The organism is Novosphingobium tardum (genome assembly GCF_042652045.1).
In the GTDB taxonomy this organism is placed as follows: Bacteria; Pseudomonadota; Alphaproteobacteria; order Sphingomonadales; family Sphingomonadaceae; genus Novosphingobium; species Novosphingobium tardum.
On the sequence record NZ_JBHSDR010000008.1, the window covers coordinates 206,385 to 220,193 of the forward strand.

9 protein-coding genes and 1 pseudogene are annotated in these 13,809 nt (G+C 64.9%); 8 read left to right on the forward strand and 2 right to left on the reverse strand.

The features are described from left to right. Positions 1–8: 8 nt before the first annotated feature. Together ACFO0A_RS14930 and ACFO0A_RS14935 are read right to left on the reverse strand one after the other, a co-directional pair. Positions 9–404, reverse strand: coding sequence for a cupin domain-containing protein (locus tag ACFO0A_RS14930; RefSeq protein WP_379539928.1), 396 nt, complete (start codon positions 402–404; stop codon positions 9–11). Next, positions 401–1,669, reverse strand: a pseudogene (locus ACFO0A_RS14935) (pectate lyase family protein); the annotation flags it as partial. The pseudogene ACFO0A_RS14935 and the gene ACFO0A_RS14930, both read right to left, overlap by 4 nt. A gap of 301 nt (positions 1,670–1,970) precedes the next feature. On the opposite strand from ACFO0A_RS14935, the gene ACFO0A_RS14940 reads away from it, so the two are divergent. The 8 genes from ACFO0A_RS14940 to ACFO0A_RS14975 all read left to right on the forward strand — a co-directional run bounded on the left by ACFO0A_RS14940 (position 1,971) and on the right by ACFO0A_RS14975 (position 13,806). Continuing rightward, positions 1,971–4,868 carry a TonB-dependent receptor gene (locus tag ACFO0A_RS14940; RefSeq protein WP_379539930.1) on the forward strand — a complete coding sequence of 966 codons (2,898 nt, stop codon included), beginning with the start codon at positions 1,971–1,973 and terminating at the stop codon, positions 4,866–4,868. 42 nt (positions 4,869–4,910) lie between these two features. Then, entirely contained in the window at positions 4,911–5,906 is a 996-nt protein-coding gene (locus tag ACFO0A_RS14945) for an alpha/beta hydrolase (RefSeq protein ID WP_379539931.1), read from the forward strand. After that, positions 5,903–7,507, forward strand: coding sequence for a family 43 glycosylhydrolase (locus ACFO0A_RS14950; RefSeq protein WP_379539933.1), 1,605 nt, complete (start codon positions 5,903–5,905; stop codon positions 7,505–7,507). Before ACFO0A_RS14945 ends, ACFO0A_RS14950 begins: the two co-directional genes overlap by 4 nt. Before the next feature lie 11 nt (positions 7,508–7,518). Further along, positions 7,519–8,919, forward strand: a complete 1,401-nt coding sequence (gene uxaC / locus ACFO0A_RS14955) for a glucuronate isomerase (protein ID WP_379539935.1) — start codon at positions 7,519–7,521, stop codon at positions 8,917–8,919. Continuing rightward, positions 8,916–10,304 (forward strand): mannitol dehydrogenase family protein, encoded by a 1,389-nt coding sequence (locus tag ACFO0A_RS14960; protein ID WP_379539937.1) that lies wholly within the window; start codon positions 8,916–8,918, stop codon positions 10,302–10,304. The genes uxaC and ACFO0A_RS14960 overlap by 4 nt, the downstream gene beginning before the upstream one ends. Positions 10,305–10,417: 113 nt before the next feature. Further along, positions 10,418–11,347, forward strand: coding sequence for a 5-dehydro-4-deoxyglucarate dehydratase (gene kdgD, locus ACFO0A_RS14965; RefSeq protein WP_379539938.1), 930 nt, complete (start codon positions 10,418–10,420; stop codon positions 11,345–11,347). 18 nt (positions 11,348–11,365) lie between these two features. Continuing rightward, positions 11,366–12,256, forward strand: coding sequence for a LysR family transcriptional regulator (locus ACFO0A_RS14970; protein WP_379539940.1), 891 nt, complete (start codon positions 11,366–11,368; stop codon positions 12,254–12,256). Beyond that, the gene (locus ACFO0A_RS14975; RefSeq protein WP_379539942.1) at positions 12,253–13,806 is read left to right on the forward strand and encodes a carboxylesterase/lipase family protein; all 1,554 of its coding nucleotides are present in this window, start codon (positions 12,253–12,255) and stop codon (positions 13,804–13,806) included. Before ACFO0A_RS14970 ends, ACFO0A_RS14975 begins: the two co-directional genes overlap by 4 nt. The last annotated feature ends 3 nt before the right edge of the window (positions 13,807–13,809 follow it).

Here is a 13,809-nt window from a genome sequence, read left to right on the forward strand (position 1 = left end):
GTCCGCAGCTAAGGCTTCTCGACCGGATAGGCGATAATCAGCGACAACGGCTTTTTGCCCTTCTGCCAGATGCCGACCGAAGCGCCGCGGTAAAGGTAGGCGGTCATTCCTTTGACAAGCTTGGCGCGCTTCCCGTCGGAAAGAACCTCGCCTTCTCCTTCAAGCACGTAATAGACCTCGTCGTGCGCGATAGGATGTTCCCCGATCGCCGCGCCGCGGTCGAGGATGCGGCGACGAAATTCCATCATCCGCGGCTGGGGCACCGAGTCGCTGATCCGATAGGCGGTGCTCATCCCGATCTTGCCGTGCGGCGTAGGTTCGCGGCGCATCGTGTCGCGTTCGTCTATCACCGCCATCGGCGGCGCGGCGGCGAGGAGGAACAGGGCAGCGGCCGACAGGCTCATTTGGGCGGCTCCCGCATTGCGGCGTCACGCGGGCTGAGCTTTTCCTGTGCGACGTCCTTCTGCCCCGGGTAGCGGCCCGACCTGGGCGTCATCGCCGCCAGGTTCCAGTCGGCCTCGACGAATTTCGCGCGCGTCGGCGCTGGCGAAGGATAGCCCGGCCCGACTTCGTGCTCATCGTCGATGATGTCGCCCCGACCTTCGGCGACGAAGAACAGTATGCGGATATCGTCGGGCGCCCGGTCCCAAGGCCTCGCCCCGACGCTTGCGAGAAGGCTCGTCTCGACTTCGCCGGATGGCATCACTGTGTAGCCCACCAGACTGGCCAGCGGCTTTTTCGCTTCGACCAGCTTGGCGCCGGTTTCCCCGTAGCGGCCGAACTGCGGCAACGCGTTGCCGTGGCGGTCTACTGCACGGTTGTCGCGCCCGTAGTAAGCGAGGTCCCCATCGCCGCCAAGCATGAGGAACGGCAGCCCCTCGTCGGTGTCGTTGCCGCCGCGAAGGACATTGCCGACCGCCGTGATCTCGCCGGTCACGTAGTCGTGCCCGGTCCATTCGAGGTTCATCAGGTTGTAGTGAACCGCGCGATGGCCGGGGTTGTAGACGAGGTTGTTGATCATCAACGCCTGGGCACCGCCCTTGATCAGCGGCGCGCGCTCGACGTTGTGGGCCCAGACATTACGATAGAAGACAATTCCGGTCGTGTTGTCGTGGATGAGCGAGCCCTTGGAGTGTTCCCCTTTGGGGTGGCTGGAATTGGCCAGCCCTTCGGCAGCAAGGTTCTCGCGGAAAACGACATTATGGCTGGTGTTGGCCCGCCATTCGGCAAGGTTGCGCCCCTCGAAGCGCGGGCCGGACGCGGACATGTTCTCGTCTATTCCCCACAGGAAGCTGCAATGCTCAACGACCACGTCGCGTGCGGCGACGGTCGAGAATGCATCGGCCTCCCAGCCGCTCAGCTTGGCTTGGCCGTCCGCGCCGGTCATCACGCGCAAGTGGCTGAGGATCACGTCGTGACCCTTCAGGTCGATCCCGCCGCGCACGATGGTGATACCTGGCGAAGGCGCGGTCTGCCCGGCGACGGTCAGGAACGGCTCCGAAATGGTAAGGGTGCTGCGGCCCAGGTCGATCACACCGCCGACCTCGAAAACTACGATTCGGGGTCCCTTGGCATCGATCGCAGCCTTCAGCGAACCCGGTCCCTCCTTCGCCAGAGTCGTTACCCGGATGATACGGCCACCGGCGCCGCCCGCTGTTGGATCAGCGGGGTGATTCTGTGCCGTAGCACCGGATGATATGCCAGCCAGGATAAAGGCCGCGGCCGCGCCAAACGACCGGATAAATGAGCTTTTTGCAGACATTTTATCGTTCTCCCGCCGCAGTTCTTGACAGAGTGACGCGCGGCGGGCAATAGAAAATGACACCGGTTACCCTAGCAACCGGCCTATTGGTCGAGGGATCGGCCCCAGCCGCGAAGCGTTGCGGTCGCCGAATCCCCTTCTCCTTGCAGGCCCCTGAGAGACACCGGTGTCAGAAGGCGCAGACATAGCGTTCAAGGGAGAGACAGAGATGAACCTGCATTGCCGCCGCGCATCGTTCTTCAAGCTGGCGTTGGTCGCCGGTAGCGCCCTCAGCTTCCCGTCGTTTGCGCTGGCGCAGACTGACCCCGCCGCTGCCGCGCCGCAGGCTGCCGCGACCGTCGACGACCCAACCGAGGTCGCGGACGAGATCGTCGTCACCGGTTTTCGTCAGTCCCTACAGGCGGCGCTGAACGTCAAGAAGCAGTCGGTTTCCGCGGTCGACGCCATCGTCGCCGAGGATATCGCCAAGTTCCCCGACCAGAACCTGGCGGAATCGCTCCAGCGCATTCCCGGCATCTCGATCCAGCGCGATGCGGGCGAAGGCCGCGCGATCACCGTCCGCGGGCTTGGCGCACAGTTCACCCGTGTTCGCCTGAATGGGCTCGAGACGGTCGCGACATCAACCGATGGTGCTTCGTCCAATCGCGATCGTGCCTTCGACTTCAACGTCTTCGCTTCCGAGCTGTTCAGCAGCCTGGTGGTTCACAAGACTGCAGAAGCCTCACTCGACGAAGGTTCGCTTGGCGCGGTTGTCGATCTCAACACCGGCAACCCCATAGCCGGCAAGGCGGGCCTGCACGGCGCGCTGTCGCTGATCGGTTCGTACAACGACCTGTCCGAGAACGTCGGCCCGCGCGTCGCCGGTCTGCTGAGCTGGAAGAACGATGCCGGCACGTTCGGCGCCGCAGTCTCCGCCGCCTATTCGAACATCAAGACGCTGGAACTGGGCAACAACAGCGTGCGCTGGGCGCAATCGAGGTTCGATTCAGTCAGCGGCACGCCGTGCTTCTACACCACCGCGACGAGCACGACGCCCGCGACTAATTCCGGCGGGGTCTATCGCTCCAGCGCCGCGTGCGACAAGGCCGCGCTCGCCTTCCATCCCCGCATCCCGCGCTACGGCGAGATCGGCCATGACCGTGAGCGTCTGGGCGTGACCGGGTCGATTCAGTTCGAACCGACCGACCGCACCAAGCTCTCGCTCGACGCGCTGTTCTCCCGCTTCAAGGAGGCGCGCGAGGAGCAGTGGGCCGAAGTCCTGCTGCGCTCGAACGAGCGGTCGATCGATGTTCTCAACCCGACCTACGACGCCGACAACAACCTGGTTTCGGCAACACTCAATGACGCTTACGTGCGCACCGAGCATTACCTGCGCAAGTCGAAGACCGACTTCTACCAGATCGGCGGAACCCTCGATCAGGACATCACGGACAATTTCCGCGCGACCCTGCTGGGCGGCTTCTCCAAGTCCGACGCCGATATCCCGGTCGAAACGACGATCCTGTTCGACGACAAGGACGCGCAGGGATATTTCTACGACTATTCCGACATGCATAACCCGGTGCTGACTTTCGGCACCAGCGTCACCGATCCTTCGGTCTTCCAGCTTTCCGAAATCCGGGACCGTCCCTCGAACGTCACCAACAGGTTCAAGACGGGGCAGCTTCGCACCGAATGGGACGTGACAGACGGGTTCACCGTGAAGGCCGGTGCCGTGTGGCGTCGCTTCAACTACGATATCGTGGCGTTCACCCGCGACACTGCGGTCTGCGGCAACGGCGGCACGAGCATCGTCACCAGCACTTCGGGCACCATCGCCTGCTCACCCAGTTCGCTGTTCGGGCCGACCGCGATCTACGGCTTCCCGGTGACCAGCGCGCTGTCGCAGACGTTCAACCTCGGCAATGCCGGCCAACCTTCGGGTACTACCGACCAGTGGCTGGTAGCCAACCTGCCCGCAACCACCGCGTTCACGCAGCTTTACAGCCGTCCGCTGGTGCTCGACGCCGGCAACAATCGGGGAGTTCAGGAAACCACCAAGGGTGCCTACCTGCAATTCGATGCCAAGGGCGATATCTTGGGCCTCGAATACGCGCTCAACGCCGGCATCCGCTACGTCAAGACCGACCAGTCGTCGTACGGCCTGGTCAGCGGCAACAAGGCGACCGTCAAGCGTAGTTACGAGGACTGGCTGCCCGCGTTCAACTTGGCGCTGTTCCCGACGCCGGACATCATCGTCCGCGCCGCGGTTGCCGACGTGATGACCCGGCCGACGCTGGGCAACCTGACGCCCGGCGGCTCCGCTGACGGGTTCAACTTCCGGGTGACGAACGGCAACCCGTTCCTCGAGCCCTTCCGCGCGACCAATTACGACCTGGGCGTCGAATGGTACTTCGCGCCGCAAGCGATCCTCTCGGTCGCCTTGTTCAAGAAGGACGTGCAAAGCTTCCCGGTTTCCTCGGTCATCACCAACGCGACCTTCACCCAGACGGGCCTGCCGGTATCGGTGCTCGTCCCTTCCTCGCCCGCCGCGCTAAACCCGGCTCTGTTGAGCCAGCCGATCTGGACCATTTCGACCACGGTCAACGGGACCGGCGCGACGCTGAAGGGCGTGGAACTTGCCGCGCAGATCCCGTTCAAGGCGTTCATCGACAACGGTATCCTCAGCAACTTCGGCATCCTGGCGAATGCCACGTTCATCAAGAGCAACGCCGATTACGCGGTGCAGGGACCGGCGGTCACCCCAGGCGGCCCGCTGGTGAACTCGATCCGCCGGGCAACGCTGTTCGGCGTGTCCAAGCGCGCCTACAACGGCACGCTGTACTACGACGACGGCCGCTTCAGCGCCCGCGTCTCGGCCAGCTATCGCGGCCGTTACATCGACGCCAACAGCGGGACCGGCAATATCTTCGAAGGCTACGGCCCGACGACCAACATCGACGCATCGGTCCGCTACAAGCTGACGGAGTGGCTCGAGGTTTCGGTTGAGGGCAACAACCTGACAGACGAGTATCGCTACCGCTTCACCGACTTCGATGCGGATCGCAACTACGAGAACAACCACTTCGGCCGCACCATCCTGTTCGGTGCCCGGCTGAAGATGTAACGAACCTGCGCCCCGGCGCACTGAAGGATTGAGGGCCGCGCAATGGGAATCGACCGACGATCGCTCATCGTCTCGAGCCTTGTTGCCGGCCTCGCGGTCCGGGCGGAGGCGCAGACTCCGCCTCCCCTCGCCGCCAAGGCCCTGCCGCCCGGCTTGCCCCAACCGTTCGAGACGATCGACCTGTGGCCGCAAGGCGCGCCCGGGGCGCCTTCACATGCGCTCACCGAGACGGTCGACGAGCGATCGACCGATCCACTGGTAAGCGACCGCGCCGTCTACGGGATTTCCCGCTCGCGGATGGCGGTATTCCGGCCCGACCGCCCCAACGGCGGCGCGGTGCTGCTCATGCCCGGCGGGGGATATCGCTGGGTCGTGGTCGACAAGGAAGGCTACGAAATGGCGCGCTGGCTGGCAGGGCGCGGCTTCACTGCCTTCGTCCTGTTTTATCGCCTCCCCGGAGAGGGCTGGGCGAGCGGACCCGACACGCCCCTCGCTGACGCGCAACGCGCGATGCGCCTGATCCGACACCGCGCTCGCGATCTGGCGATCGATCCCGAGCGTGTCGCCGCGATGGGCTTTTCGGCCGGGGGACATGTCTGCTCCGATCTTGCCGCGCGGTTCGCCGCCCCAGTCTACAAGCCGGTCGATGCTGCGGATCGACTTTCGGCAAAGCCCTGCTCCGCCGCGCCGATCTACCCGGTGGTCAGCATGGACTCTGCCATCGCGCATTCCGGCTCACGCCGCCTCCTGCTTGGCAGTGCACCCACTCCGGCGTTGGAAATCGCCCATTCACCCGAACGAAACATCCCGGCCGACGCGCCGCCCCACTTTCTCCTCCACGCCGAGGACGACGACGTCGTTCCGGTCGAGAATAGCCTGCGCCTTCGCGCCGCGCTGAAGGCGCGCGGGATTCCGGTCGAAACCCACCTATTCCTTAGCGGTGGGCACGGGTTCGGCCTGCGCAAGGCAGTCGGCAAGCCCGTGGAGGTGTGGCCCGATTTGTGGCGCGCCTGGGCGCGAACCACGGTGCTGGGATGAAGGCCGACCGGCGGGACACGCTGAAGGCAGGCGCGCTTTCGGCGCTCGCGGCCATTCTGCCGCAGAGCGCGGCAGGCGCAGCACCCGCTGCGAAGTCCAAAGCGACCACATTGCGGCGAGGGTTCGACAACCAGCGCATCGCCGACCTTGGCGACGGACGCTTCCTCAATCCGGTTTTGTCCGGAGACCGGCCCGACCCCGCGATCCTCAAGGACGGGCGGGACTACTACCTGACTTTTTCGAGCTTCGTATCTTACCCCGGGCTGACGATCTGGCATTCGCGCGACCTGGTGAACTGGCAGCCGCGCGGGGCCGCGCTCACCCGCAACATCGGCTCGGTATGGGCGGTCAGTCTGGAAAAGCACGGTGGTCGCTACTTCCTGTACATACCGGTCAAGGCCGAGCCGAACGACATCTTCGTGTGCTGGGCCGACGGGATCGACGGTCCGTGGTCCGACCCGGTGCCATTGGGCCTGCACGAGCACATCGACCCCTGCCATGCGGTGGGCGAGGACGGTTCGCGGTGGCTGTTCCTGTCGGGCGGCGACCGGGTGCGGCTGGCGGACGACGGCCTGTCGCTCGCTGGCAAGGTCGAGCATGTCTACGATCCGTGGCATTATCCCGAGGAGTGGGACGTAGAAGGCTTCTCCCCGGAAGGACCGAAGATACATCGCCACGGGGGGTGGTTCTACATGCTAACCGCCGTGGGCGGCACGGCCGGTCCACCGACGGGCCACATGGTGATAGCCGCGCGATCCCGGTCGATCCACGGGCCGTGGGAGCAGCATCCGGGGAACCCCCTCGTCCGTACCCGCAGCAACGCCGAAGCCTGGTGGTCGCGCGGCCACGCTTCGCTGGTCGAAGGGCCGGACGGATCGTGGTGGTCGCTCTATCATGGCTACGAAAAGGATTTCTGGACGCTGGGCCGGCAATGCCTGCTCGATCCGGTCGAGTGGACCGCTGACGGCTGGTTTCGCATGAAGGGCGGTGATCTTGCGGCCCCGCTGGGCAAGCCCCGCGGCGGCACGGCGGTGCCGCATGGAATCGCGCTATCCGACGATTTCGCGACACTCGACCTGGGCCGCAAATGGTCGTTCTTCCGGCCCGCCAGCAACGAGGCCACGCGTGCTCGCGTCGCGCAGAACACGCTGCACCTTGCAGGCAAGGGTCTTGCCCCATCGAGCGGATCGCCGCTGCTGTTGATTGCCGGCGACACCAGCTACCAGTTCGAATGCGACATCGAACTTGCGCCCGGCGGGACCGCCGGAATGGTGCTGTTCTATGACGACAAGCTCTATTGCGGGCTGGGGTTCGACGCCGCCCGCTTCGTCACGCACCAATACGGCATGGAGCGCGGCCGCCCGGTCAACCCGCACGGCGCGCGAATGCGGATGCGCGTGACGAACCGTCGTCACATCGTCTCCTTCCACACCAGCGCCGACGGCGGAAGGACCTGGCGCAGGTTCGACCGCGGAATGGAAGTGTCGGGCTACCACCACAACGTTCGCGGCGGCTTCCTGATGCTTAGGCCGGGCCTCTACGCCGCCGGTCCCCGCGAGGCGAAGTTTCGCGATTTCCGCTTCACCGCCCTGTCCGATTGAGAAGGATTTCCATGTCTCGCCCGCTTGTCCTCCACCCGGACCGGCTGCTGCCGGTCGAGCCCAAGGCGCAAGCAATCGCGCGCGAGCTGTACGCCAGCGTCATGAACCTGCCGATCGTCAGCCCCCACGGTCACACCGATCCGTCGTGGTTTGCGACCAATACTTCCTTTGGCAATGCCACCGACCTGCTTCTGGTGCCCGATCACTACGTATTCCGGATGCTCTATTCGCAAGGCGTTTCGCTGGAATCGCTGGGAGTGGGCAATCCGACCGTCGATGCCCGCGCAGCATGGCGGCTGTTTGCGGAGCGCTATCACCTGTTCCGTGCAACGCCGTCGCGCGTCTGGCTGGACTGGGTTTTCGCAGAAGCGTTCGGGATCGAGGTTCGGCTCGATGCCGAAACCAGCGATCTGTACTTCGATATGATCACCGAAGCGCTTGCCACCGATGCGTTCCGCCCGCGCGCCTTGTTCGAGCGCTTAGGGATCGAGGTCATCGCCACCACCGAGAGCCCGATCGACACCCTGGAACATCATGCTGCGATCGGTGCCAGCGGATGGTCCGGCAAGGTCGTCACCGCCTATCGCCCCGACCCCGTGGTCGATCCCGAGTTCGAGGGCTTCTCGGCCAACCTCGACCGGTTTTCGCAACTCGCGGGCGAGGATTGCCGTTCATGGTCCGGTTACCTTGCGGCACACCGCAAGCGGCGCGCCTTTTTCGCCGCCCATGGCGCGACCAGCACGGATCACGGCCATCCCACGGCCCAGACCGCAAACCTTTCGCCACATGAGGCCGCAGCACTTTTCGACAAGATCGTCGGCGGCAAGGCCGGCGCCGCAGAGGCCGAACTGTTCCGCGCTCAGATGCTGACCGAAATGGCCGCGATGAGTGTCGATGACGGGCTGGTCATGCAGATCCACCCCGGCAGTTTCCGCAATCACAATGCCGGCGTCTTCGCCCGCTTCGGCCGCGACAAAGGCGCCGATATCCCGACCCGGACGGATTATGTCCACGCGCTCAAGCCGCTGCTCGACCGGTTCGGCAACGCACGTGACCTCTCGATCATCCTCTTCACTCTCGACGAGAGCGCCTATGCACGCGAACTTGCGCCACTTGCCGGGCATTATCCCTGTCTCAAGCTCGGCCCCGCCTGGTGGTTTCACGACAGCCCCGAAGGCATGCGCCGATTTCGCCGGATGACGACCGAAACCGCCGGACTCTACAACACCGTGGGCTTCAACGATGACACTCGCGCCTTCCTTTCGATCCCCGCGCGCCATGACCTCGCCCGGCGGATTGATTGCGGATTTCTCGGCGAACTGGTCGCCGAACACAGGCTCGAAGATTGGGAGGCTGCGGAACTCGCGCAGGATCTCGCCTACAACTTCGTCAAGCAGGCATATCGCCTGTGAGGCTCAGCGCGGCCACGGTTGGCAGACTGGCTCCCGAAGTCGAGCGCTTCGCGTATGACCGACAGCTTCAAAAGCCAGGCATCGTCCACTTCGGGATCGGCGCATTTCACCGCGCGCACCAGGCCTGGTACACCGACCGTGCGATGGATTGCGGAGATCGCGATTGGGCGATCTTCGGCGTTTCGCTGCGTTCGCCGGAAGTCGCCCGGCAGATGAATCCCCAGGACGGGCTCTATACCCTGACCGAGCGTTCGGCGGCAGGCGACGCGACGCGTTTGATCGGCGCGGTTGCAAAGGTGATCGTCGCCAGCGAGCAGACTGAGGCGGTGATTGCCGCCCTTGCCGCCCCAACGACAAGCATCGCCAGCCTCACCATCACCGAAAAAGGATACTGCCGCGCCGCCGATGGCTCGCTCGACCCCGCGCTTGCCAGTGAAAGCAGCGTCTATCGCTATCTGGCCGCAGGCCTGCGCCGCCGCCGCGAGGCTAGCCTTCGCGGATTGACGCTGCTCAGCTGCGACAACCTTGCCGACAACGGAACGCAGACAGCGCGGCTGATGGGCGAATATCTCGAACGTCACGATCCAACGCTCGCCACCTGGTTCGCCGACGAGTGCACATGCCCGGCAACGATGGTCGATCGCATCGTTCCGGCGACAACCGCTGCCGACCGCGATCGCCTGGCTGACCGTATCGGACTTCGCGACGATGCCGCCGTGATCACCGAGCCTTTCACCCAATGGGTGATGGAGGATCGCTTCGCCGGACCCCGGCCGCGCTGGGAGGCCGTGGGAGCCGAACTGGTCGGCGACGTGGCCGCATATGAAAACGCAAAGCTGCGGCTGCTGAACGGCGCGCATTCCGCGCTCGCCTACCTCGGGCTCGAACGCGGACACACGTTCGTCCATGAAGCTGTAGCGGACCCTGGGCTGCGTATACTGATCGAGCGGCTGATGCGCGAGGAAGCGCTGCCAACGCTATCCGCCGCACCCGGCCAGGATCTCTCGGCGTATATCGATGCGCTGCTTGCGCGTTTCGCCAACCCTGCCCTCGAACACCGCCTCATCCAGATCGCTATGGATGGCAGCCAGAAGATCCCTCAACGCTGGCTTGCGACGCTGGCCGATAACCAGCGACGCGGCCGCGCATGCCCGGCGCTGCTCGCAGCGCTTGCCGCATGGCTGCGCCACGTGCGAGGCGACAACGTGGCCAGGTGGGGTCTTGTGGACGATCCTCTCGCGCCTGCCTTGGCTACGGCTTGGCAGGGCGGCGATCCAGCAGCAGCGCTGTTCAGCGCGCAAGGCCAGTTCGCCGATATCTGGACGATGTCCGACGACGCCCACGCCGTGCTTGCTGCCGATCAAGGCGACCGACAGCCAAGCTAGCCAATCCGCGCATCAATCCATCGCGGCTTTGGTTTGGACCCTCCTGCCGCTTGTCCGTACCGCAGACACACAAGTCGGCGGCTGCGGCCAGCGATGGCGAGAGGAGTTTTGCGATGGATCCCGTGACAATGGCGCAGAGCCTGGGCGAAGGTCTTCTGTCCTTCCCTGTCACTCATTTCGATGACTCCGGGCAGTTCAGCGAAGTCCCCTATCGCGCGCATTGCGCATGGATGCTGGAGCATGAGCTGAGCGGGCTCTTCGCCGCGGGCGGAACCGGCGAGTTCTTCTCGCTGACACCGGTCGAAGTCGGCGCGGTCGTTCGCGCGGCGGTTTCCGAGGCGGCGGGCAAGGTACCGGTCATCGCGGGCTGCGGTTACGGCACGGCGATCGCGGCCAGCTTGGCGCGCGATGCGGAAGCGGCCGGCGCCGATGGCGTGCTGCTGCTTCCGCCCTATCTCGTCAACTCGACGCAGGAAGGACTAGCCGCTCACATCGAGGCCGTGTGCAGGGCGACCGGCAAGGGCGTGATCGTCTATAACCGCGACAACGCCGTCGTCGAGGAAGAGACACTGGCTAGGCTGTGCGACCGCAACCCCAATCTCGTCGGTTACAAGGATGGGGTCGGCGACATCGAACTGATGACCCGCATCTTTGCCCGTATGGGCAACCGCCTGACCTATATCGGCGGACTGCCGACCGCAGAAACCTTCGCGGTGCCCTACCTCACCATGGGCGTTACGACTTATTCGTCGGCGATCTTCAACTTCATGCCCGAATGGGCGCTGGCTTTCTACAAGGCGGTGCGCGCCGACGACCGGGCCGAGGTTCTCAAACAGCTGAAGGATTTCGTCCTGCCCTATATTGCCCTGCGTAATCGCGGGAGGGGTTACGCCGTATCGATCGTGAAGGCCGGATGCCGGATCGTCGGCCGCGATGCGGGCGCGGTACGCTCTCCGCTTACGGACTTGAGCGAGGCCGAGCATGCCGAACTGCGGGCGCTGATCGAGCGGGTCGCGCCCAAGAGCCTCGCGGCAGCGGCCTGACCCGGTTAGGGTCGGGCGATGTTCGAACTCAGCCAGCTCCGCTGCTTCGTCGCCGCCGCCGAAGAACTCCACTTCGGCCGCGCAGCCCAGCGTCTGAACATGACGCAATCGCCGCTAAGCCGGCAGATCCAGCTGCTCGAGCGAATACTCGACGTGACCCTGCTCGAACGAAGCAGTCGCAACGTCTCCCTGACTCCGGCCGGGCGGGTATTCCTGATCGAAGCGCGGCGGATCGTGCGCCTGGCCGAAAGTGCCGCCCTGTCGGCGCGAAGGGTGGCAAAAGGCGATGCCGGCAAGGTCGCGATCGGCTTCACCGCCGTATCGGGTTACTCGCTCATCCCGCAGATCGTCACCCAGTCGCGCGCCATGCTCCCGAACATCGAGCTGGAACTGCGCGAGATGGTGACTGGCGAGCAGGTCGATGCCCTGCTTACCGGGCTTATCGATATCGGCTTCGTCCGACCGCCGATCTCGCGCCAGGAATTTGATACCGCGCTGATGCTGACCGAGCCCCTGGTCGTCGCGCTGCCGCCCGGCGACGCGTTGCAGGCCAAGGCGGTGCTTGAGCCGGCAGACCTCCAGGACCGGCCCCTGATCATGTATTCGCGGCAGGGCGCGGGGTATTTCCACGACATGTTGGTGCGGCTTCTCGATGAAGCCGGTGTTTCGCCGCACTTCGTCCAGCATGTGACGCAGATACATTCGATGCTGGGCCTGGTCAGGGCGGGCCTTGCCGCCGCGGTGGTGCCGCTATCCGCCACGGGACTGCACCTGGACGATGTTCAGTTCCGCCAGCTCGTGACCTCGCCCGAACGGCCGGTAGAGCTGCACGTTGCCTGGCGCCGCGACAACGCCAACCCTGCGCTGGATGCCATGCGCAAACTATGCCTGGAAGCCGTCGCTGCATGACGACGCGGCGCGATGTCCTTGGCGGGATCGTCGCGGCGCCGCTTATCCTGCCTAAGCACGTTCGCGCGCGTAATGCGGACCCGATCGCGACCACGCAATACGGGCGCGTCCGCGGCGTAAATGAAGCCGGGCTCTTGGTCTTTCGGGGCGTTCGTTACGGCGCGGATACGAGTACGCGACGCTTTGCCCGCGCGCTGCGACCCTCGCCCTGGACTGAATTAGTCGAGGCGGACCGCTTCGGCCTCGCCGCCCCGCAGACAAAGTCGGCCGAGCCGACCAGCGAGGATTGCCTGTTTCTCAATATCTGGACTCCGGGCGTGGATCACGGGCGGCGTCCGGTAATGGTCTATCTCCACGGCGGTGCACACAGCCACGGATCCGGGTCCGATCCGGTGACGGACGGCGGCAATCTGGCCCGGCGGGGCGATGTCGTGGTGGTGACATTGAACCACCGTCTTGCGGCCTTGGGCTATGCCTATCTGGCGCGGCTGGGCGGGCCTGCGGAGTCGGGCAATGTCGGCAACCTCGACATTGTCCTCGCGCTACAATGGGTGCGCGACAACATCGCGGGCTTCGGAGGGGATCCGTCGCGAGTGATGATCTTCGGCCAATCGGGCGGCGGGGCAAAGGCCGTCACCTTGATGGCAATGCCTGAAGCACGCCCGCTGTTTCATTCCGCCGCTACGATGAGCGGCCAGCACGTGACCGCCGCCGGGCCGAACCACGCGACCGAGCGGGCGCGTGCATGGATGGCGCGCGCAGGCGCGAGTGATGTCGCCGCGCTCCGTTCGTTGGCGGTCGAGCGGCTGGTCGAAGCGATGGCGATGACCGACCCGATCGAGGGCAAGGGAGAAATCAGCTTCACATCGACGCTCGACCATCACATTCTGCCGCGCCATCCGTTCTATCCCGACGCTCCGCAAGGGGCCGCGCGAATCCCGCTCATTGTCGGCAATACTCACGACGAGACGGGCTACTGGCTCGCCGGTACGCTCAAGCGAGGCGACACGAATTGGGACAACCTTGCGGAGCGACTAAAGCGCGAGGTCGTCAAGGACGTCGACGCCGCCTGGCTCGTCGACAGCTACCGGGCGCTGTATCCGCAGCGTTCGCCAGGACAGATCCTCCTTGCCGCCTCCACCGCGGCTCGGTCATGGCCAGGCCATCTCATTCAGGCCGAGGAACGCGCGAAGATCGGCGCACCGACCTGGATGTACCAGCTCGACCTGCCATCGCCCGACGCGGGAGGCGTACTCGGAGCGTTTCATACGCTCGATATCGGGCTGGTTTTCTCCAACACTCACCTGTCCGCGGCGCGCACCGGCGACGGACCAGCAGCGCGCTCAGCGGCAAATGCGATGTCAGACGCCTTCATCCGCCTCGCGCGAACGGGAAATCCGAATGGGGGCGACTTGCCCGATTGGCCGGTCTTCGATCTTCGGACCCGGGCGACGATGATCTTCGACCGGGCGATCCGGGTTGAGAACGACCCGCGCGGCGCCGAACGACGGCTGCTTGCGGTCGCGCCCTACATCAAGCCGGGCGGCTAGATC

Excerpts from the sequence above, each read along its gene's own strand:
- ACFO0A_RS14930 (WP_379539928.1), bottom strand. The coding sequence starts at position 404 with ATGAGCCTGTCGGCCGCTGCCCTGTTCCTCCTCGCCGCCGCGCCGCCG.
- ACFO0A_RS14940 (WP_379539930.1), top strand. The coding sequence starts at position 1,971 with ATGAACCTGCATTGCCGCCGCGCATCGTTCTTCAAGCTGGCGTTGGTC.
- ACFO0A_RS14945 (WP_379539931.1), top strand. The coding sequence starts at position 4,911 with ATGGGAATCGACCGACGATCGCTCATCGTCTCGAGCCTTGTTGCCGGC.
- ACFO0A_RS14950 (WP_379539933.1), top strand. The coding sequence starts at position 5,903 with ATGAAGGCCGACCGGCGGGACACGCTGAAGGCAGGCGCGCTTTCGGCG.
- uxaC (WP_379539935.1), top strand. The coding sequence starts at position 7,519 with ATGTCTCGCCCGCTTGTCCTCCACCCGGACCGGCTGCTGCCGGTCGAG.
- kdgD (WP_379539938.1), top strand. The coding sequence starts at position 10,418 with ATGGATCCCGTGACAATGGCGCAGAGCCTGGGCGAAGGTCTTCTGTCC.
- ACFO0A_RS14970 (WP_379539940.1), top strand. The coding sequence starts at position 11,366 with ATGTTCGAACTCAGCCAGCTCCGCTGCTTCGTCGCCGCCGCCGAAGAA.
- ACFO0A_RS14975 (WP_379539942.1), top strand. The coding sequence starts at position 12,253 with ATGACGACGCGGCGCGATGTCCTTGGCGGGATCGTCGCGGCGCCGCTT.